At 73.9% G+C, this 20,131-nt stretch carries 19 protein-coding genes and 1 other RNA gene; 10 read left to right on the top strand and 10 right to left on the bottom strand.

Going from position 1 to position 20,131, the window contains the following annotated elements; translation table 11 throughout:
- Positions 1 to 108: 108 nt before the first annotated feature.
- Complete coding sequence (locus tag ACH4RG_RS13425; protein ID WP_397916561.1) at positions 109 to 1,500, bottom strand: hypothetical protein; 1,392 nt, start codon at positions 1,498 to 1,500, stop codon at positions 109 to 111.
- A 209-nt stretch (positions 1,501 to 1,709) separates the two neighbouring features.
- On the opposite strand from ACH4RG_RS13425, the gene ACH4RG_RS13420 reads away from it, so the two are divergent.
- The 5 genes from ACH4RG_RS13420 to ACH4RG_RS13400 all read left to right on the top strand — a co-directional run bounded on the left by ACH4RG_RS13420 (position 1,710) and on the right by ACH4RG_RS13400 (position 6,673).
- Entirely contained in the window at positions 1,710 to 2,747 is a 1,038-nt protein-coding gene (locus ACH4RG_RS13420; RefSeq protein ID WP_398539511.1) for an ABC transporter substrate-binding protein, read from the top strand.
- 156 nt (positions 2,748 to 2,903) lie between these two features.
- Positions 2,904 to 3,740, top strand: coding sequence for a Nif3-like dinuclear metal center hexameric protein (locus tag ACH4RG_RS13415; RefSeq protein ID WP_397916559.1), 837 nt, complete (start codon positions 2,904 to 2,906; stop codon positions 3,738 to 3,740).
- Positions 3,737 to 4,480 (top strand): zinc ribbon domain-containing protein, encoded by a 744-nt coding sequence (locus ACH4RG_RS13410; RefSeq protein WP_397917220.1) that lies wholly within the window; start codon positions 3,737 to 3,739, stop codon positions 4,478 to 4,480. The genes ACH4RG_RS13415 and ACH4RG_RS13410 overlap by 4 nt, the downstream gene beginning before the upstream one ends.
- Positions 4,480 to 5,874, top strand: a complete 1,395-nt coding sequence (locus tag ACH4RG_RS13405; protein ID WP_397930302.1) for a bifunctional RNase H/acid phosphatase — start codon at positions 4,480 to 4,482, stop codon at positions 5,872 to 5,874. The genes ACH4RG_RS13410 and ACH4RG_RS13405 overlap by 1 nt, the downstream gene beginning before the upstream one ends.
- Positions 5,875 to 5,887: 13 nt before the next feature.
- Complete coding sequence (locus tag ACH4RG_RS13400; protein ID WP_398160860.1) at positions 5,888 to 6,673, top strand: TSUP family transporter; 786 nt, start codon at positions 5,888 to 5,890, stop codon at positions 6,671 to 6,673.
- A gap of 145 nt (positions 6,674 to 6,818) precedes the next feature.
- Here the strand turns inward: ACH4RG_RS13400 and eda are convergent, their stop codons facing one another.
- Entirely contained in the window at positions 6,819 to 7,469 is a 651-nt protein-coding gene (gene eda, locus ACH4RG_RS13395) for a bifunctional 4-hydroxy-2-oxoglutarate aldolase/2-dehydro-3-deoxy-phosphogluconate aldolase (protein WP_397916556.1), read from the bottom strand.
- Between the two features lie 111 nt (positions 7,470 to 7,580).
- A complete protein-coding gene (yaaA, locus tag ACH4RG_RS13390; RefSeq protein ID WP_397930308.1) occupies positions 7,581 to 8,381 on the bottom strand; it encodes a peroxide stress protein YaaA in 801 nt (266 codons plus the stop codon).
- A 185-nt stretch (positions 8,382 to 8,566) separates the two neighbouring features.
- Between yaaA and ACH4RG_RS13385 the strand changes: the two genes are divergently transcribed.
- Positions 8,567 to 10,009, top strand: a complete 1,443-nt coding sequence (locus ACH4RG_RS13385; RefSeq protein WP_398539510.1) for an RNB domain-containing ribonuclease — start codon at positions 8,567 to 8,569, stop codon at positions 10,007 to 10,009.
- Here the strand turns inward: ACH4RG_RS13385 and ACH4RG_RS13380 are convergent.
- Complete coding sequence (locus tag ACH4RG_RS13380; RefSeq protein WP_397917219.1) at positions 9,960 to 10,838, bottom strand: hypothetical protein; 879 nt, start codon at positions 10,836 to 10,838, stop codon at positions 9,960 to 9,962. The genes ACH4RG_RS13385 and ACH4RG_RS13380 overlap by 50 nt on opposite strands.
- 41 nt (positions 10,839 to 10,879) lie before the next feature.
- A complete protein-coding gene (locus ACH4RG_RS13375) occupies positions 10,880 to 11,626 on the bottom strand; it encodes a MerR family transcriptional regulator (protein ID WP_397916553.1) in 747 nt (248 codons plus the stop codon).
- Between the two features lie 396 nt (positions 11,627 to 12,022).
- Here ACH4RG_RS13375 and rnpB point away from each other — a divergent pair.
- Positions 12,023 to 12,432: RNase P RNA component class A (gene rnpB, locus ACH4RG_RS13370), an RNA gene on the top strand.
- Between the two features lie 174 nt (positions 12,433 to 12,606).
- Entirely contained in the window at positions 12,607 to 13,119 is a 513-nt protein-coding gene (locus ACH4RG_RS13365; RefSeq protein WP_397916552.1) for a GNAT family N-acetyltransferase, read from the top strand.
- Between the two features lie 16 nt (positions 13,120 to 13,135).
- On the opposite strand, the gene ACH4RG_RS13360 is transcribed toward ACH4RG_RS13365, so the two are convergent.
- Positions 13,136 to 14,038 carry a glycosyltransferase family 2 protein gene (locus tag ACH4RG_RS13360; protein WP_397916551.1) on the bottom strand — a complete coding sequence of 301 codons (903 nt, stop codon included), beginning with the start codon at positions 14,036 to 14,038 and terminating at the stop codon, positions 13,136 to 13,138.
- Positions 14,039 to 14,276: 238 nt separating this feature from the next.
- Entirely contained in the window at positions 14,277 to 15,668 is a 1,392-nt protein-coding gene (locus ACH4RG_RS13355) for an MFS transporter (RefSeq protein ID WP_398539776.1), read from the bottom strand.
- A gap of 271 nt (positions 15,669 to 15,939) precedes the next feature.
- Between ACH4RG_RS13355 and ACH4RG_RS13350 the strand changes: the two genes are divergently transcribed.
- Together ACH4RG_RS13350 and ACH4RG_RS13345 are read left to right on the top strand one after the other, a co-directional pair.
- Positions 15,940 to 16,521 carry a TetR/AcrR family transcriptional regulator gene (locus ACH4RG_RS13350; protein ID WP_397916549.1) on the top strand — a complete coding sequence of 194 codons (582 nt, stop codon included), beginning with the start codon at positions 15,940 to 15,942 and terminating at the stop codon, positions 16,519 to 16,521.
- Positions 16,522 to 16,588: 67 nt separating this feature from the next.
- Positions 16,589 to 17,611: a hypothetical protein gene (locus ACH4RG_RS13345; RefSeq protein WP_397916548.1), complete on the top strand. Its 1,023-nt coding sequence runs from the start codon at positions 16,589 to 16,591 to the stop codon at positions 17,609 to 17,611.
- Positions 17,612 to 17,673: 62 nt separating this feature from the next.
- On the opposite strand, the gene ACH4RG_RS13340 is transcribed toward ACH4RG_RS13345, so the two are convergent.
- The 3 genes from ACH4RG_RS13340 to ACH4RG_RS13330 form a co-directional block, all read right to left on the bottom strand.
- Positions 17,674 to 18,528 (bottom strand): PhzF family phenazine biosynthesis protein, encoded by an 855-nt coding sequence (locus ACH4RG_RS13340; protein WP_397930317.1) that lies wholly within the window; start codon positions 18,526 to 18,528, stop codon positions 17,674 to 17,676.
- Between the two features lie 137 nt (positions 18,529 to 18,665).
- Positions 18,666 to 19,145, bottom strand: a complete 480-nt coding sequence (locus ACH4RG_RS13335) for a lamin tail domain-containing protein (protein ID WP_018958201.1) — start codon at positions 19,143 to 19,145, stop codon at positions 18,666 to 18,668.
- A gap of 156 nt (positions 19,146 to 19,301) precedes the next feature.
- Positions 19,302 to 20,066: an SDR family oxidoreductase gene (locus ACH4RG_RS13330; RefSeq protein WP_397916546.1), complete on the bottom strand. Its 765-nt coding sequence runs from the start codon at positions 20,064 to 20,066 to the stop codon at positions 19,302 to 19,304.
- Positions 20,067 to 20,131 lie beyond the last annotated feature (65 nt).

Below are 20,131 nucleotides of genomic sequence, written 5' to 3'. Positions count from 1 at the left end.
TCGCTTACGTGTGTCGCGCCTACGTGTGTCGCCGGCCCCGCCGCCGCCATCCGACGTGGTCACCGTCGGTACCCGCCCGATACGGCCGCGCAGCCCAGGATCCCGATCCTAATCAGAACGAGCGCCTCGGTGCAGGGGCGCCTGCCCCAACGGAACGGGCTTACACGCAGCGGGAACGGAGACGGCGGCGGACGGTTGCGTTCCGCCCTCCGCGTCACCCGGACGGCCGGTCTCGCAAGAGGGTTCCACGTCCCCGGGCGCGTCCAGCATCGCCACGCCGCAGGACGTCGCCCCGTTCGCGTAAGGGAGACGCAGCACCCCGTCCCGGCTCCAGTACCCGGCCCCCGGCACCCAGCCCAGCGGGGCGGCGAACTGGTGCAGCCGACGTCCCGCCGGCCGCCAGACCCCCAGCCGGCTGCCCGCCGCCCCGTCGATCCGCAGCGCCACCGCGCAGCTCTCCGGCATCAGCATCTGGCCCGGCTGCACCGCGAACGGCGTCACCGCCGCGCCGGCGAGGCGCAGGCACTCCGGGAACCTGACCGGCAGACAGCTCCCCAGCACCCCCCAGCCGAGCCGGTCCTGCCCCGGGGCGTCCGAGCGGATCAGCAGCAGCCCGCTGTCCGCGTCCGCGAGCAGCAGCCGGTCGTCGCTGTCCGGCGCGATCTGGAGCAGCGGCGTCACCTCGCCCGCCCGCCCCAGATCGACGGCGACCGCCTTGACCGGTCCGCCGCCCGGCGGGCGCCGGTCCAGCGCCAGCAGCCGGCCCTCCCGGTCCAGCCAGGCCCCGCCCGAACAACGCCCGGGAATCCGCGCGACCTCCTCGGGCCCGCACGCTCCGCCCGCCACCAGCCAGAGCGACGCGTAGAGGTCGCCGGCAGACAGGGCGTAGACGCACCGGCCGTCCGGCGACGGCGGCAACAGTGTCATCTCCGCGAACTCGACCGCTCCCAGCAGGAGTTCGCCGGTCCCGGGCCCCGTCGGGTAGAGCAGGGAGAACTGCTGCCGGTCCGCCACCCGCCGCCGGATCAGCACCCGCCCGTCGGCGAGCGGCGCCACCTCGGCATCCGGCTCCTCGGGCTGATCGAGGGGGAGGGACACCGCATACGGCTCCGGTCCGTCCAGCGTCCACCGCTCCGGGTACCAGGCGCGCTCGCCCGGCGGGCCGGGAGCCGCGGTGAGCCGGGCGGCATAGGCCCCGTCCGCGGTGAGCGTGAAGCCGCCGGGCAGCGGCGCGTCACCGGCCGGCGTCGCCGGGACGCCGACGGCGGACGACGTCTTTGGACCGGGCTCGCCCGCGCGGAATCCGGGCGGGCCGGGGGCCTCCGCCCCGGCGGACTTCACGGGGCCGCCGGACCCCTCCGGTTCCGGTTCCGCCCCGTACTCCCTCAGGCCGGATTCCGCTCCGGACTCCTTCGGGTCGGGTTCCGTTCCGGATTCCGCTTCGGGTTCCGCCGCCGCGGCGGCCCCGGCGGATCCCCCCTCGATGGCACAGGCAGTCATGGACTCGTCACCTCCGGCTACGAAAGCTAGTTTTCGCACTTCCAGCCGAACAACACGAGCCACCTGACTTCACACATAAGGGTGGTGATGCCCGGATTCTCCTGAGGTGGAGGGGGTGGATGTGCTGGTGGAGGTGGCCGCGTCTATGGTTAGGCGGCCCTAACCAAGAACCGTGCCCACGCACGTACGCGGACCCTCTGGAGCAAGCGATGTCCCTTCGACCCCGCGGTACCGCCGCAGTCGCCCTGGCCGTGGCGGCCGCCCTCTCCCTGTCGGCCTGCGGGGGCGGTGACGGCGGGGACGCGGCGAAGACCGACGCGGGCGGCGACAAGAAGGCCGCCGTCGCCACCGGCGGCAAGGACTTCGCGGACGCGGCGAAGAAGACCGCCGCCTACGGCACCGACGCCGAGGCCGGCGCGTTCCCGCGTACGGTCACCCACGCGATGGGGAAGACCGAGATCAGGACCGCGCCCCGGCGCGTGGTCGTGCTGGACGTCGGCGAGTTCGACAACGTCGTCTCGCTGGGTCTGAAGCCGGTCGGCTACGCGCCCAGCGAGGGTGACGCGGCCGTCCCGTCCTACCTGAGGAAGGGCGCGGGCGAGCCGAAGAGCGTCGGCACGATCAACAGCCTCAACCTCGAAGCCATCGCGGGCCTCCAGCCCGACCTGATCCTCGGCAGCCAGCTCCGCGCCGCGGACAAGTACGACGAGCTGTCCAAGATCGCCCCCACCGTGTTCTCCATCCGTCCGGGCTTCACCTGGAAGGAGAACTACCTCCTCAACGCCCAGGCGCTGGACCGCACGGAGCAGGCCGAGTCGGCGCTCGCCGCGTACGAGGACAAGGCGAAGAAGCTCGGCGAGGACATCGGCCCCGACAAGCCGACCGTCTCGATGGTCCGGTACATGCCCGACCGTCTCCGCCTCTACGCCAAGGCCTCGTTCATCGGCACGATCCTCGAAGACGTCGGTCTGCCGCGGCCGAAGAACCAGCAGATCAACGACCTCGCCGCCGAGATCAGCCCGGAGCGGATCGACGAGGCGGACGCCGACTGGATCTTCACCGGCGTCTACGGCGACCCGAAGGCCACCCAGCGCGACACCGCCCGCTCCAACCCGCTGTGGAAGAACCTGAAGGCCGTCAAGGAGGGCCGGGCCAAGGACGTCTCCGACGAGACCTGGTACCTGGGCCTCGGCGTCACCTCGGCCGGCCTGGTCCTCGACGACCTCCGCGCGGACCTGGTGAAGTAGCCGGCCCCGGGCCGACGGGGTACGTGCGCCAGGCCGACGCGGTACGTGCCCGGCGCCGACGCGGTGAAGTAACGATTCGTGTCCGGCCGCCGGTCCTGGCGTACAGGTCCGGCGGCCAGGGGCGACGGACCACCCCGGACAGGTAGCCTTTCCCCCGTGCCCCGTCTGTCTGAAGTCATCGCCGCCCTCGACGCCCTCTGGCCCCCCGAGCGGGCCGAGGGATGGGACGCGGTCGGGACGGTCTGCGGCGACCCGGACGCGGAGATCGACCGGGTGCTGTTCGCCGTCGACCCGGTCCGCGAGATCGCCGACGAGGCCCTGGAACTCGGCGCCCAGCTGATCGTCACCCACCACCCGCTCTATCTGCGCGGGACGACGACGGTCGCCGCCGACACCTTCAAGGGCCGGGTCGTCCACACCCTCATCAAGCACGACATCGCGCTCCACGTCGCGCACACCAACGCCGACACCGCCGACCCCGGCGTCTCCGACGCCCTCGCCGGCGCCCTCGACCTGCGGATCACCGGGCCCCTCGTCCCCGACCCCACCGATCCCGAGGGCCGGCGCGGACTGGGCCGGATCTGCGAACTGGACCACCCCGAGACCCTCGCCGATTTCGCCGCCCGGGCCGCCGCCCGGCTCCCCGCCACCGCGCAGGGTATCCGGCTGGCCGGCGACCCGGAGGCGCTCGTGCGCACCGTAGCCGTCAGCGGAGGCTCCGGGGACAGCCTCTTCGACGCCGTGCGCGCCGCGGGCGTCGACGCCTTCCTCACCGCCGACCTGCGCCACCACCCGGCCTCCGAAGCCGTGCAGCACTCGCCGCTCGGCCTCGTCGACGCCGCGCACTGGGCCACCGAGTGGCCCTGGTGCGAGCAGGCGGCCGCCCAGCTCGACGCGCTTTCCGACCGCCACGGATGGGACCTGCGGGTCCATGTCTCGAAGCAGGTCACCGACCCCTGGACCACCCACCATTCCTCTGGAGCCCCCAACTGAACGCCGCGCCCGCCGACCAGATCCGACTTCTCGACGTCCAGGCCCTCGACCTCCGGCTCGCCCAGCTCTCCCACAAGCGCACCTCGCTGCCGGAGCACGCCGAGCTCGAGCAGCTCGGCAGCGACCTCGCCCAGCTGCGTGACCTGCTGGTCGCCTCCACCACCGAGGAGAGCGACACCACCCGCGAGCAGACCAAGGCCGAGCAGGACGTCGACCAGGTGCGCCAGCGCGCCGTCCGCGACCAGCAGCGCCTGGACTCCGGCGCGGTCTCCTCGCCCAAGGACCTGGAGAGCCTCCAGCGCGAGCTCGTCTCGCTCGCCAAGCGCCAGGGAGACCTGGAGGACGTCGTCCTGGAGATCATGGAGCGCCGTGAGGGCGCCCAGGAACGGGTCGCCGAGCTGACCGAGCGGGTCGCCGCCGTCCAGGCCAAGGTCGACGACGCCACCGCCCGCCGCGACGCCGCCACCGCCGAGCTGGACGCCGAGGCCGCCACGGTGACCAAGGACCGCCAGGTCGTCGCCGAGGTCATCCCCGCCGACCTGCTGAAGCTGTACGACAAGCTCCGCGCCCAGCAGGGCGGGGTCGGCGCCGCCCGGCTCTACCAGCGTCGCTGCGAGGGCTGCCGTCTTGAGCTGAACATGGCCGAGGTCGGCGACGTGCGCGCCGCGTCCCCCGACACCGTCCTGCGCTGCGAGAACTGCCACCGCATTCTGGTCCGCACCTCGGAGTCGGGCCTGTAATGAGCGCCGCGCGCCACGTGGTGGTCGAGGCCGACGGCGGATCCCGGGGCAACCCGGGGCCAGCCGGTTACGGTGCGGTCGTCATCGACCCGGCCACCGGCGAACCCCTCGCCGAGGCCGCCGAGTACATCGGCGTCGCGACGAACAACGTCGCCGAGTACCGGGGCCTGATCGCCGGCCTGACGGCCGCGAAGGCGCTGTTCCCGGACGCGGGGGACGCGCTGCGGGTCCACGTCCGGATGGACTCCAAGCTGGTCGTCGAGCAGATGTCGGGGCGCTGGAAGATCAAGCACCCCGACATGAAGCCGCTGGCGGCCCGCGCCGCCGCGGTCCTGCCGCCGTCCTCGGTGACGTACGAGTGGATCCCGCGCGCGCAGAACAAGCACGCCGACCGGCTCGCCAACGAGGCGATGGACGCGGGCCGCGACGGCCGGCAGTGGGAGGCGACCGCCTCGACGGCCGCCCTCGACACCCCGGCGCGCGGCACCGTGAGCACCCCGCCCCCCGCCCAGGGCCCGCCCGGCGACCAGGTCGCCGGCGCGGCCAGGGCCCGTGCGGCCCTCGCCGCCGCACGTGGCGCGTCCGCCCCGGCGGCCGACACCCTCTTCCCGGTGCCGGAGCCCGGGGTGCCGGACGTCACGGTCCCCGCCGCACCGGCCGAAACGCCGGGCCCCGGTCAGCCGGCCGGAACGGCGCCGGAGGGGGCCGGCTCCTCGCAGCAGAAGCCGGCCGGGCCACCGCGGACCGGCTGGGGATCGGCCCCCGACCTGGGCGCACCCGCCACGCTCGTCCTGCTCCGGCACGGTGAGACCGCCCTCACGCCCGAGAAGCGGTTCTCCGGCAGCGGCGGCACCGACCCCGAGCTCTCCGCCACCGGCCGTGACCAGGCCGCCCGGGCCGCCGAGCACTTCGCCGCCCTGGGCGCCGTCCAGGCGATCGTCAGCTCCCCGCTGCGCCGCTGCCGCGAGACCGCCGCGGCCGTCGCCGACCGCCTCGGCCTCGACGTCCGGATCGACGAAGGCCTGCGCGAGACGGACTTCGGCGCGTGGGAGGGCCTGACCTTCGGGGAGGTACGGGAGCGGTACGGGGACGACCTCACCGCCTGGCTGGCCTCCCCGGACACCGCCCCGACCGGCGGCGGCGAGAGCTTCGCGGAGGTCGCCGGGCGGGTCGCGGCCGCCCGGGACCGGATCGTCGCCCGGTACGCCGGCCGCACGGTCCTGCTCGTCACCCATGTGACCCCGATCAAGACGCTCGTCCGGCTCGCCCTGGGAGCCCCGCCCGAGGCGCTGTTCAGAATGGAGCTGTCGGCGGCCTCGATCTCCACGGTCGCCTACTACGGGGACGGCAACGCCTCCGTACGCCTGCTCAACGACACGTCCCACCTGCGCTGACAGCGGGCCGGGCATGGACGGGTCGACCGGGCTGCTCGGGTTCGCCGCCGGTCTGCTGATCTCCGCGGCCACCGCGCCGGTCGGCGTCTCCGGCGCGGTGTTCCTGCTGCCGGTCCAGATCAGCGTGCTGGGGGTGCCCAGCCCGGCGGTCACCCCCACCAACCTGCTCTACAACGTGGTGGCGGGCCCCGGCGCCCTGCTGCGGCACCACAGGGCCGGCACCCTGCGGGGGCCGCTGACCCGGCTGCTCGTCCTCGGCACCGTTCCCGGCGTCGTCGTCGGCGCGGTGATCCGGGTGTTCGCGGTGCCGGGCCCGTCGGTGTTCCGGCTGCTCATCGCCGTCCTGCTGCTGCCGCTGGGCGGCTGGCTCTGCCTGCGGACCCTGCGCCGCGCCTCCCGCACGGCCGCCGCCCGGGAGCCCTCGGCCCGCGCCGTCACCCGGCTGGCCATGGCGGTCGGCGTGGCCGGAGGGATCTACGGAATCGGCGGCGGATCGCTCCTCGGCCCGATTCTGGTGGGGCGCGGCATGCCGGTGGCGAAGGTCGCCCCGGCCGCGCTGGCCGCCACCTTCGTGACCTCGGCCGTCGGCGCGGGGACGTACGCCCTGCTGTCCCTGACCACCACCGGCGACATCGCGCCGTACTGGTCCCTCGGCCTGGCCTGCGGGCTCGGCGGACTGTGCGGGGGGTACCTCGGCGCCCGCCTCCAGCCCCGCCTCCCGGAGACGGCGCTGCGGCTGCTGCTGGGGATGCTGGCACTCGGCGTCGGCGGGCTTTACGCCGTGCAGCTCCTGCGCTGAGGGGCCTGACACCGTGGAGCTCCCGCTCTGAGGGGCTCACGCAGCGCAACTCCCGCTCTGAGGGGCTCACGCAGCGCAACTCCCGCCCTGAGGGGTCTCACGCCGTGGAGCTCCCGCCCTGAGGGGGCTCTTCAGGTCCGCGGGATCACGCGCCGAGCGTCGCCGCCTCGGCCGCCAGCCGAGCCACCCGGTCCCAGTCCTTCGCCGCCACCGCGTCGCCCGGCACCATCCAGCTGCCGCCCACGCAGCCGACGTTGGGCAGCGCGAGGTACGACGGCGCGGAGGCGAGGGAGATGCCGCCGGTCGGGCAGAACCGGGCCTGGGGGAGCGGCGCGGACAGGGCCTTGAGGTAGGCCGTGCCGCCCGCCGCCTCGGCCGGGAAGAACTTCATCTCCCGCACCCCGCGCTCCAGCAGGGCCACCACCTCGGAGGTGGTCGAGACACCGGGCAGGAACGGCACCCCGGACGCCTTCATCGCCTCCAGCAGCGTGTCCGTCCACCCCGGGCTGACCAGGAACCGGGCCCCGGCGGCAACGGTGTCCCGTACGTGCTCGGGCGAGATCACCGTGCCCGCCCCGACCACCGCGCCCGGGACCTCGGCGGCCATGGCCCGGATCGACTCCAGCGCGGCGGGTGTCCGCAGCGTCACCTCGATCGCCGGGAGCCCGCCCGCCACCAGCGCCCGCGCCAACGGCACCGCGTCGGCCGCGTCGTGCAGGACGACGACGGGGACGACGGGGGCGAGATCCAGCACGGAGGCGTCGGACGGGGCGGAGGGCGCGGCAGAGGAGGTCATGGGGTCATCCTGCCGCGCCCAAGGCAATATCTGCAACGAGCGTTGCGCAGAACGCAACAACCTTCCGAAGGGGCCGCCGCACCGTCCGCGAAGGCATCCCCTCGGGGTCGGTCAGTGGAGGTCCGTCACCACCACGTCCAGCGACCACGGCCGCCCGGCCCGCGCGGGGGCCTCGGCCTCCACCACGTACCCGAGGTCCCGCAACACCTCCACCAACTGCGCCGGGCCCTTCGGCCGCGCACCCGCCACCAGCAGATCGCGCACCAGCCGGCCCTTGGTCGCCTTGTTGAAGTGGCTCACCACGGACCGCTTCTCCACCCCGTCCACCAGCTGGGAGTGCAGCACCCGCACGCTCGCCGTACGCGACGCCACCTCGCCCGCCGGCTTCCACGCCGCCGCGTACGCCGACGACCGCAGGTCCAGGACGAGCCCGTTCCCGGCGGCCTCGGGCAGCACGGTCGCCATCGGGGTGCGCCAGTACGCGCCGAGCGCGCCGAGACCGGGCAGCTTCACCCCCATCGAGCAGCGGTACGGCGGAATCCGGTCGCCGATCCGGACCGCGCCCCACAGCCCCGAGAAGACCAGCAGCGACGTCGCCGCCCGCCGCCGCGCGTCCGCCTCCAGCGAGGCCAAGTCGAGGGCGTCGTACAGCACGCCGGTGTACAGCTCCCCGGCCGGACGGGTCCCGGCGGTGCGCAGCCCGGTGTTCTTGCCGACCTCGCCCCGCAGCCCCACGCTCAGCCCCAGCACCTCACGGGCCTTCTCCTCGTCCGCCCGGCACAGCTCGACCAGCTCGTCCAGCACCGTCGCACGGGCCGGGGCGAGCCCCGGCAGCGACAGCGACTCAAGCTTCAGCGAAGCCCCGCGCCCCGAGGCGGCCTTTCCTTCGGAGGGCGGCAACAGCACGAGCACGGCGGTTCTCCTTCGTACGTACGGCACAAGCGCGGACCCGGTCGGCGTGCGGGCTCTCCGGGTCCCCGGCAAGGGTACGGGGACGGGGCGGGGGTCCCCCTACGGCGACGGCAGCGCCTCCCGTGCTCACGGGAGGCGCGAGCGCCCCGGATGCCGCCCGCCCCCGCCCGGCCTACGCTCGGGCCATGCCCCGCCGCCACCTGCGTATCACCGGTGCAGCCGACTGCTCTCTCGGGGCCGCCCTGCGGGCGCTGCGTACCGAGCTCGACCTGCCCGCCGCCTTCCCGCCCGGGGCGCTCGCGGAGGCGGCCGAGGCGGCGCGGGCCCCGGACCTGTCGGCCCACGAGGACGCCACGGACCTGCCGCTCCTCACCATCGACCCGCCCGCCTCCACGGACCTCGACCAGGCGATGCACCTGGAGCGCCGCGCGCACGGCTTCCGGGTGCACTACGCCATCGCGGACGTCGCCGCGTTCCTCCGGCCGGGCGGCGCGCTCGACGCCGAGGCCCACCGCCGGGTCACCACCCTCTACTTCCCCGACGGCCGGATCCCCCTCCACCCACCGGTCCTCTCCGAGGGCGCCGCCAGCCTCCTCCCCGGCGAGACCCGCCCGGCCGCGCTGTGGCGGATCGACCTGGACGGCGACGGGCGGGCCGTCCACGCCGACGTGACCCGGGCCCTGGTCCGCAGCCGCGCGAAGCTCGACTACGCGGCCGTCCAACGGCGGATCGACGCGGGCACGGCCGAGGAACCCCTCGCCCTGCTCCGGGACATCGGGCGGCTGCGCGAGGAACAGGAACGGGCCCGGGGCGGCATCTCGCTGAACGTCCCCGAACAGGAGATCGTCCAACGGGACGGCTCCTACGGCCTCGCCTACCGCGCCACGCTCCCCGCCGAGGGCTGGAACGCCCAGATCTCCCTGCTCACCGGCATGACCGCTGCCCGCCTCATGGCCGACACGGGCACCGGCGTCCTGCGCACCCTGCCGATCGCCCCGGACGGAGCCGTGGCCCGGCTGCGGCGCTCCGCCCACGCCCTGCGCGTCGACTGGCCGCACCACGTCCCGTACGCGGAGGTCGTCCGCTCCCTCGACCCGACGCGGAGCGACCACGCGGCGTTCCTCCAGGAGTGCACCACCCTGCTGCGCGGAGCGGGCTACACGGTCTTCGACGACGGCGAACTCCCCGATCCCGCCGTGCACGCGGCGGTCGCCGACCTCTACACGCACTGCACCGCGCCGCTGCGCCGTCTCGTCGACCGGTACGCGTCCGAACTCTGCCTCGCCGCGACCGCCGGGACGGAACCTCCCGAGTGGGTACGGGAGGCACTCCCCGCCCTTCCGAAGGAGATGGCCGAGGGGACGCGCCGCGCGGGCGCCGTGGAGCGGGGCTGCGTCGACCTGGTCGAGGCGGCGCTGCTGGAGGGGCGCGTGGGCGAGCTCTTCGACGCGTACGTGGTCGACGTCCGGGACCGCGACCCCGCCGTCGGCACGGTCCACCTCCGGGACCCGGCGATCGTCGGCCGGATCGAGGGCGGCACGGCTCCGCTCCCGTTGGGGGAGCGGCTGCGGGTCCGGCTCACCCAGGCGGGTCCGGCGTCGAGGACGGTGCTGTTCGCTCCGGCGTGAGCGGGCAGGACGCTGCCCGTTCCTCCGCGCCCTCCGCGCCCTTCTTGAGCGCCGCGACCGCTGCCCGTGGGTCGTCGGCGTGGAAGCGGAGCGTCCGGGCGCTCCCGCGCCGGCCGAGCGGCCGCACGAACTCGACCGGCTCCGTCAGCTCCACCGTCACCGTGGTCTGGCTTCCCACCGCCAGATCGAGCGTCCCGTCCGCGTCCACCCGGACCAGCCCCCCGTCCGGGAAGCGCCGGTCCACCCGGGCGGAGGCGATCACGGCGGCGGGCGCCCGCAGGTCGAACAGGGCGCCGTAGCGCAACCGCAGCGAACCGTCGGCCTCCACGAGATGCGGCCGGGTCACACAGGCCGCCTGAAGGGCGAGGATGATGACGATCCCGTACACGTCCACCACGAGGAGGATCGCGTGGACGAGCGGCCAGGGGATCACCAGGGCCAGCACCACGGTCTCCACGACGGAGACGAGGACGAACGCCCACATGATCCCGGTCTGCGGTTCGGTGTACGAGAACGGCCGGGCCCCCGCCGGAATCCGGTGGCGGCGGCGCAGGACCCACAGCCCGAGACTGTGCAGCGCCCGGAGTTCGTGCACCACCAGCCGCCGCACGGCCACCGGCACCACGGCCCGCACCGCGGACAGTCCGGCCTCCCGCCGCGTGTCCCCGGCCCGCCGCCGCGCCGTGTACAGCGGCCACATCACGTACGCCTCCAGGGCGAGCACGCCCACCACCAGGGCCTCGGCCATGAGCAGAACCGCACCCGGTATCCGGACCCCGGCCACCAGACAGACCGCCAGCGCGACCTCCCCGGGCAGTACGGCCCACATCGCGACCCGCGCCACCCGCAGGCCCACCGCCCTCCCGGTACTCACGTGTTCCTCCCCCGCACCCGCTCGGCCAGCGCCTCCATCACCCGGCGCACCACCGCGCGCTGCGCGGGCGGGTAGTCGTCGAGCAGCGCCCGCCCCATCCCCGTCGTCGACGGCTCGCCGTCGGGGATCACCGCCAGGACCTCGTCCGGTACGGCGGCGACCAGCTCGGCCGCCAGCGGCGCGATGCGCGGGTCGTCCACCCCGGCCCCGGCCAGCTCGTCGAGCCGCTCGTACAGGGCGAGAACGCCCGGGTCCTCGGCCAGCGGACGCAGCGCGGCGTACATCTCGGCCCCGGCGCCGTCGCCCGCCGCGTCCAGCAACGACAGATGCTCGCGGTCCTTCGCCGCGGCCGGGGACGTGGTGGCGGGCGCGCGATCCAACAGCGCGGCGAGGGCGGGGGAGAGCGGCCCGCCGGAGGTGAGGGGCGCCTCCAGGAGCGCGGCCAGCACCTGCCGCCGCTCGTGGATCTCCCGCTCCTGCCGCGCCAGATCGGCGTCCAGCTCCCCGAGCACCTCGGCCAGCTCCCGCCCCGCGTCGTCGGCGAGCACGTCGCGCACCTCGTCCAGGGAGAGCCCGATCTCGGTCAGCCGCCTGATCCTGGCCAGCAGCACGGCATCGCGGACGGTGTAGGCCCGATAGCCGTTGGCCTGCCGGGCGGGCTCGGGCAGGAGGCCGATGTGGTGGTAGTGCCGGACGGCCCGGGAAGTGACTCCCACGAGCGCGGCGATCTCTCCGATACGCATGCGGCCAGTAGAAACGTTGACGCCGCGACAAGGTCAAGCACCGCTCTCCTTCCCCGCGCTTCCGTCCACGCCGTGTCGGCCTGTGCCACGATCGGGGGGAAGGACTCCGCTCTCATGGACGGCCGGTCCCCCCCGATGCCTGCGCCTTCGCCCCTCTGGAACCCCGCCGTTTCCGCGGCGCCGCATCCTGGATGGCCCCCGAAGGCATAGCCCTGGTGGTGGAGGTGATGTGATGACCTCCACCGAGCCGCAGGCCGGCCGCGAGGCCAAGCACCACTGCCATGTCTGCCGCTGCCCGAGCCCTTCGCCTTCGACCTGGAGACCGGCGACTTCGGCTGAGGCGGACCGGCAGGGCCCTCGGTCCGCAGGGCCCGGTAGGATGGCGATCACGGCAGACGAGCCGGGCGGACGGCCGCGTGAGGATCCTTCGGGGTTCTCCCGAGGAACGTCCGGGCTCCACAGGGCAGGGTGGTGGCTAACGGCCACCCGGGGTGACCCGCGGGACAGTGCCACAGAGAACAGACCGCCCGGGACCTCGGTCCCGGGTAAGGGTGAAACGGTGGTGTAAGAGACCACCAGCGCCTGAGGTGACTCAGGCGGCTAGGTAAACCCCACCCGGAGCAAGGTCAAGAGGGGGCGCCCCAGAAATGGGACGCGCCTGCGTGAACGTTCGAGGGCTGCTCGCCCGAGTTCACGGGTAGACCGCACGAGGCCGGCAGCAATGCCGGCCCTAGATGGATGGCCGTCTCCCCGGCCGCCGCGAGGCGACCGGGAGACAGAACCCGGCGTACAGCCCGACTCGTCTGCCGTCTCACCCGTCCCGGGCCGGCGCGCGCCCCAGCACGCTCACGGCGCGGCGCGTTGTGCCGTCGCGCGTTATCCCAGCTGCGTGGAAGGCTCCCGGCGTGTTCTGATCACCGGTGATCGAGGGTCGGCCGAAACCGGCGGGCGCCGAGTCGACGGAAACGGGGCACAGGACGATGAGCGTTGCGGAAAGCACCGGAGCCGCGCGGCCGGACCAGCAGGGCGTACGGCTGCGCCCGGCCACGCCGGACGACGCGGAGGCCGTCACCCGGGTCTTCCTGGCCTCCCGGGCCGCCGCCATGCCGTATCTGCCCCGGGTCCACAGCGACGAGGACACCCTCGCGTGGATCACCCATGTCGTGCTGCCCACCAGCACCGCGGTGTGGGTGGCCGAGGAGACGGTGGAGAGCGGGGAGCTGCTCGGGTTCGCCGTGCTCGCCGGGGGCGACGAGCTCGATCACCTCTACCTGCGGCCCGACGCGTTGCGGCGGGGGATCGGGAGCCGGCTGCTGGCGGAGGTGCGCGGCGCGGTGGAGGGGGCCCTGACGCTGTACGTGTTCCAGCGCAACGCCGCCGCCCGCGCCTTCTACGAGCGGCACGGGTTCACCGCCGTCGCGTTCGACGACGGTGCCCGCAACGAGGAGAACGAGCCGGACGTGCTCTACCGCTGGGCCCCCGGGGACCGCTGAGCCCGCGGGCGGCGGGTCAGATGACCGGCGGCCGGCCCAGCCGTGTCATCTGCCACACCGTGGACCAGCGCATCGGGCGCCGCTCGCCGCACGGGGTGCGGACGCCCTCGGCGAAGCCGCCCGCCCAGGCGCGCAGGCCCTTCGGGTCGCGGGTGCGGGCGAGGGTGAGCAGGGTCCAGGTGCCGAGGTAGGCGGGGACCAGGGGGAGGGGCAGGTTGCGGCGGGCCAGCCAGACGCGGTTGCGGGCCGTCATCCGGTAGTAGACCGCGTGCCGGGCCGGGGACGTCTTGGGGTGCTGGAGCAGCAGCTCGGGCTCGTACAGCACCTTCCAGCCCGCGTCGAGCGCGCGCCAGGCGAGGTCGGTCTCCTCGTGGGTGAAGAAGAACTCGGCGGGCCACGGCCCGGTCTGCTCCAGCATCTTCATGGAGAACGCGTGCCCGCCGCCGAGGAAGGCCGTGACCGGGCCGCCGCGCATCGGGTCGCCGGCCCGCAGTCGGGGCACGTGGCGCCGCTGCGTCTCGCCGTGCTCGTCGGCGATCCGGAAGCCGACGATGCCGAGCCGGTCGTCGGCCGCGAAGAGGTCCCGCACCCGGCGGAAGACGTCCTTCTCGACCAGCAGCCCGTCGTCGTCCAGCTCGATCACCACGTCCACGTCGCCGATCTCGGCGAGCCTGCGCAGACCGGCGTTCCGGCCGCCCGGGCAGCCGAGGTTCTCCGGCAGCTCGATGGCGGTCACCCCGCCGTCGAGGTCCTCCAGGCCGGGGAACGCGGTGAAGTCCGGGAGCGCCGTCCCGTTGCCGATGATCACGAGCCGGGTGGGCCGGACATCCTGCATGGCGACCGACGCCAGCAGCGCCTCGACCGCCTGCGGGCGGTCTCCCATGGTCACGATGGATACGCCGATGCGTGGTGCGGACAAGTTCGGTACTCCTGGGCTCGGCTGCCGTGCGGCTGCTGGTCGGCTGCGGTGCCCGCGATCGTAACGCCTCGGTGTTCAGTGTGCGGTTACCGCCCGGCCATCAACGGGCCCGTCGGTGTTCAGCGGGGTGTACACGGTCAGCGGCTCGGGCTCGGGCATGTCCGTGTCATCCCGCTGCCGATGCTGTCCCGCCCCCCGGGACCGACCGGTGCGGCTCCCGGGGGGGGTCCCGCTCCGCTCACCTCTCCGCCGATGCCGTCCGGTTCCTCTCGGTCAGGAAGTGCCCGGCGAGCAGGGCGCCGGCCAGGACCAGTGCGGAGTTGACGAGGATGGCGATGGACACGCCGGACAGTACGGCCTCCGGGCCCGTCGCGGCTCCCGTCCGGGCGGTGACGATCGCGCTCATCACCGGGATGCCGAGGGTGATGCCGACCTGCTGGGTCATCGTCGCCAGTCCGGTGGCCCGCCCCTGCTCCTCGTCGGGCAGACCCGAGGTGGCCGTGACCATGAACCCGACGATCATCAGCATGTTGCCCACACCACCGACGAAGGTGGCCGCCAGCAGGAGCCAGATCCAGGAGCCGGAGGTGCCGAGAGCGACGAGGGAGAGGGTGGAGACGGCCTGGACGACCCCGCCCAGCACGATGGCGCGCCGGTTGCCGAACCGGCCCACCGCCCGTCCGCCGAGCATCCCGCCGACGACGGTGCCGACGCCCAGCACGCCGAACGCGAGGCCGGTGGCCAGCGCGGAGTAGCCGAGGACCTCCTGGAGGTACAGGGTGAGCAGGAACACCAGCGAGGTCTCGGTGACGAAGGCGATCAGCCCGGCGGCGTTGCCCCAGACGACGCTCCGCCGCTTCAGGATGTGCATCGGGACGAGCGGTGCGGCGGCCCGCCGCTCGATGCGGACGAACGCGATCAGGAGGGCGACGCCGGCGGCCAGGGGGGCCAGCGTGGTGGGGGTGGTCCAGCCGGTCTCGCCGGCCTGGGTGAGCCCGAGGACGAGCAGCAGCAGCCCGCCGGTGACGGTGACCGCGCCGGGCACGTCCAGCCGGGGCCGCCGCTCCGGCCGGGAGTCGGTGATCACGGAAGGTGCCAGGATCACGACCAGGGCCGCGACCGGTACGTTGATGAAGAAGGCCCAGCGCCAGGAGAGCAGGTCCGTCAGGAGGCCGCCGAGGATCGCTCCGGCGGTGAACCCGGCGGACATCAGGGCTCCGTTGAGCCCCAGCGCCCGTTCGCGCAGCGGCCCCTCCTTGAACGCGGTGGTCAGCAGCGCGAGCCCGGCGGGGGTGACGGCCGCGGTGGCCAGGCCCTGGAGCACGCGGGCGGCGAGGAGGACCTCGGGCGAGGTGGCGAGGCCGCCGAGCGCGGAGGAGAGCCCGAGGACGACCATGCCGCCGATGAACAGGTTCTTGCGGCCGACGAGGTCGGCGACGCGTCCGAAGAGCAGGGTGAACCCGGCGGCGGCGAGCGCGAAGGACGTGGCGATCCACTGGAGGTGGGCGAGGGAGAAGCCGAGCCCCTCCCCGACGACGGGCAGTGCCACATTCAGGATCGAGAAGTCCACCGCGATCATGAACTGGGAGCCGAGCAGCAGAGCCAGTACGAGTTTCTGGCGTCTCGTCATGCGTGGGCCGGCGGCGCGGGGGGCGGTCGTCGGTCCGGTGAGTGCGGGTGCGGGTGCGGGTGCGGTACGGGACATGGCAGGGCGCCTTCCTGGGCGGCAGATCCTTAATGGTTCTGTGGTTCCGTTAAGGTGGGTGTCACCGTAACAGGGGGAGCGTTGTTAATGGAACTGGAGACCCGTTATGACTTCTGAAAGTGCTGAAGGCTCCGGAAGCTCCGAGAGTCCCGGAGGCTCTGGAGGCCTCGACGCCGACGGGGGGGAGCCCGGCACCGTGCGTCCCGGCGGCCGCACCGCCCGGGTGCGGGAGGCGGTGCTGCGTGCCGCCGGGGACGCGCTGGTCGAGCACGGCTTCGACCGGCTCGACCTGGCCGATGTCGCCCGGCGGGCCGGGGTCGGAAAGACGACCGTCTACCGGCGCTGGTCCGCGCCCGCGGGGCTGGTGGCCGATCTGCTCTCGGACATGGCGGAGCAGTCGCTGCCGCGCGCGGACACCGGGTCCCTGGCCGAGGACCTCCGGGCCAACGCCCGGCTCGTGGTCCGGACGCTGACCGATTCCCGGCAGGGTGCTCTCTTCGCGGCCGTCATCGCCGCCGCCACCTGCGATCCGCGGACCGCCGAGGCCCTGCACCGCTTCTACGCGGTACGGATCGGGGAATGGTCCGGCTGTGTCGAGGCGGCGGTCGATCGCGGCGAACTGCCCGCCGGGACGGTCCCGGGCGAGGTGATCGCCGCGGTGTCGGCGCCCCTGTACTACCGGCTGCTGGCCAGCGGCGCTCCGCTGGACGAGGCGGCCGCCGACCGGGCCGCCGCCGCCGCGGTCGCCGCCGCGCGGGAAGGGGTCTACGTGCGGTGAGGGGCGTGGGGAGCCCTGGGGGGCGACCGGCTTCGTGGCGTCGGCGGCGCGTCGTTAAGGTGCTGGAATGATATTCGGTAAAGCCGGGTTCGGGGGAGCCGTCGCCGACTTCGAGGCGGCGGTGACCGCACAGGACGCCAAGCGCTCCGGTAAGGCGTTCGTCCGGTTGCAGGAGACCTTCGGGCAGGCCGGTGAGGCGGAGCTGCTGGACGGCGGGCCGCGGCTCGCCGCCGTGCTGGAGCAGGTCCCGCCCGGCCCCCGTGCCGTCGTCGCCGTGCTTGTCGGGGCCTGTGTCGAGCGCGGCGCGGACGCCGAGCGCTGCGCGCCGGGAGTGCTGGCCGGGCTGCGACGGGCGCTGGAGCAGGCTCTGGTGTTCTGCGAAGCGTGGATCGGGACCGGGGGCGGCGCGTTCCCCGTCCCGGACGGCGGCGAGCCGGGCCCGGACGTGGTGGAGCGGGCCGGCGCCGACGCGGCCGTCGGCTGGTGGACCCTTCCCCAGTGGGAGATGGCCGCCGTCGCGCTGCTGAACCACCCCGGTGTGCGGCGGGCCACCGGCTTCCGGGGCGAGGCGCTGCGGCTGCTCGGTGCGGTGGAGCGGGCCTCCGGAACGGAGTTGAAGTCCCTCGCCCACGCGCTCCTCGTGCTGGACGACGAACCGCTCGTCGCCCTCCACCGGTCGAGCGGCACCGGCTACCTCCTGCGCCTCTCCGGCATCGGGGACAACTTCCAGCTGCACACCCTGCTCGCCGACGCGCTCATAGGCGGCGGCCATGTGGAGGGCCACGCGCCGTCGGCGCAGGAGGCGGCTGTCTGCCGGGAGACCCCCGGCCAGGTGGACACCGTGGGCTCCTTCGACCTGGTGGCTCCGGACGGTGAACTCATCTGGAACGAGGGCGCCCCCGCCGACATCCCCGTCGTCGACGGCGTCCGGCTGCTGGTCCTGGACGAGCCGTCCTACCGGCGTACCTGGCCCGCGGGCCGCTTCTTCCCCGGCATGCGCGGCGACGCCCTGCTGGAGCGCGCGCTCGACCCGGAGGAGGCGGAGCGCTGGTACGCCCACGTCTCCCCGGCCAAGGAGGTCACCGGCTGAACCGCCGTCCGAAGGAGGCACCGGCTGGACCGCCCCGGGGTTCGCCGCCCCCGGAAGGCGGTTCAGCCGATCCGGGTGCCCGTCCCGCTGACCCGGATCCTGGCGTCTCCCGCGCGCAGTTCGACGGTGAGTGTGCCGGGCCGGCCCATGTCGGCCCCCTGGTGCAGCGTCAGGACGGCCGTGTCCGGTACGAGCCCCAGCTCCCGTGCGTACGCCCCGAAGGCCGCCGCCGCCGCGCCCGTCGCCGGATCCTCGACGACCCCGCCCACCGGGAACGGGTCCCGGACGTGGAAGACCCCGGGCCCCTCGCGCCACACCAGTTGCAGCGTCGTCAGGTCGAGCCGGTGCATCAGCGCTTCGAGGCGCGCGAAGTCGTACGCCAGGTCGGCCAGCCGCTCCCGGGTGGCGGCGGCCAGCACCAGGTGCCGGGCCCCCGCGTAGGCGATCCGGGGCGGCAGGGCCGGGTCGAGGTCGGCGGCCGCCCAGTCCAGAGCGGTCAGCGCCTCCGTCAGGTCGGCCGCCGCGATCTCCTCGACGTGTGGGGCCACACTGGTGAGGGTGGCGCGGAGTTCGCCGCCCTCCCGTACGACGGTCACCGGTACCGGACCCGCGGCCGTGGCGAACTCCAGCTCACCCGGCCCGTCCCGTTCGGCCAGGGCGAGCGCCGTGGCGACCGTGGCGTGACCGCAGAAGGGCACCTCGGCCTTCGGGCTGAAATAGCGGATCCCGTACGCGCCTCCGCCGGTCCGCTCCGTCAGGAACGCCGACTCGCTGTAGCCCAGCTCCGCCGCGACGGCGAGCATCGCCTCCTCGCCCATCCCGGAGGCGTCCAGGACGACGCCGGCGGGATTCCCGCCCGCGGGGTCGGCGGAGAAGGCGGTGTAGCGCAGGACCTCGGGCGCGGGATCTGGTGTCATGCAGGGGTCCAACCGTGCCGCCGCTCCCGGCATTCCCCGCCCGGTGCGGCGGTGCAGGGGTGCAGGGGTGCAGCGATACGGCGTCCGGGAGGGCCGGTCGCGGCCCCCCGTTCCGCGACCGGCCCTCCCGGGGCGGGTCAGTGGCAGTTCTTGACGCCCTTGTTCGCCTTGGTGGACTTCTTCCAGGAGCAGGAGTCCTGGAGCTTCCCGTTCGGCTTGATCAGCCGCGCCTTGTCACCGGTGTTGTTCCAGACGTACGAGCCCCGGTTCCAGTGCACGGTGCCCGAGACGTTCTTGCCCTTGCCGGTGCGGAGCTTGACCGTCTTGCCCGCACCGATCGTGTAGCTGCCGAAGGTGTAGGTGTAGCCGGTGTTGTCCTTCACCTTGAAACCCTTGAGCTGGACCTTCTTCTTGCCGTTGTTGTGGATGTTCACCCACTCGGCGTTCAGCGACTTCGTGGTCCGGTTGTCCTTGCCGGGGCCGTCGTACTGCACGGTCCCGAAGTGCAGCCCGCCCTGGTGGGGGGCGGCCGCGGCCGGTGCGGCCGTGGCGAGGAGCGAGCCGGCCAGTGCGGTGGCGGCGGCCAGGGCGATCGGCGCAGCGGTGCGTATGCGCATGCGGTGTTCCTTCTGTGGTGTTCTGGTGAAGGCGTAACAGCATGCGATCATACGGTCAGCACGCGCTTGCTCGGTCGGGCGCGGAGAAATCCGCAAATTCGGCCATTTAATGGCTAGTTCGAACGAGCCTGATCAGGTCCGGGCACAACCTCGATCTCAACCTCGCCCGACGTACGGCATGTTCGTCGCCAGGACCGTGGCGAACTGGACGTTCGCCTCCAGCGGCAGCTCCGCCATGTGCACCACCGTCCGCGCCACGTCGGACGCCGCCATCACCGGCTCCGCCGCCAGCTCCCCGTTGGCCTGGAGGATCCCGGTCGACATCCGCTCGGTCATCTCCGTCGCCGCGTTGCCGATGTCGATCTGCCCGCAGGCGATCCGGTAGGCCCGGCCGTCCAGCGACAGCGACTTCGTCAGCCCCGTCATCGCGTGCTTGGTCGCGGTGTACGCGATCGAGTGCGGGCGCGGCGCGTGGGCGGAGATCGAACCGTTGTTGATGATCCGGCCGCCCTGCGGGTCCTGCTCCCTCATCAGCCGGTACGCCGCCTGCGCGCACAGGAACGCGCCCGTCAGGTTCACGTCGACGACCGCCCGCCAGTCCTCGACGGCCAGGTCCTCCAGCGGTACGCCGCCGGGGCCGAACGTGCCCGCGTTGTTGAACAGGAGGTCCAGCCGGCCGAACCGCTCCCGTACGGCGGTGAAGAGCGCGCCGACCTCGTCGGCGTCGGTCACGTCCGTGGTGACGCACAGCGCGTCGGTGTCCCCGGCGGCGGCCGCCGTCCCCGCCAGCGGCTCGGCCCGCCGGCCGGCGAGCGCGAGGGACCAGCCCGCGCTCGCGAGGGCGAGCGCGACGGCCCGCCCGATCCCCGATCCCGCACCCGTGACGACGGCGACTTTCCGGCCGGTCTGCTCAGTGTTCATGGCCCGGCAGCGTACGGGACGGCTCGGCGCACGGAGCACGCGGTGCTCATCGACCCGCCATGCGG

Origin of the sequence: Streptomyces sp. NPDC021019, assembly GCF_044333295.1 — a bacterium.
In the GTDB taxonomy this organism is placed as follows: Bacteria; Actinomycetota; Actinomycetes; order Streptomycetales; family Streptomycetaceae; genus Streptomyces.
Note: the sequence above shows the minus strand (reverse complement) of the source record. Positions and strands in the feature narration are given on the sequence as shown.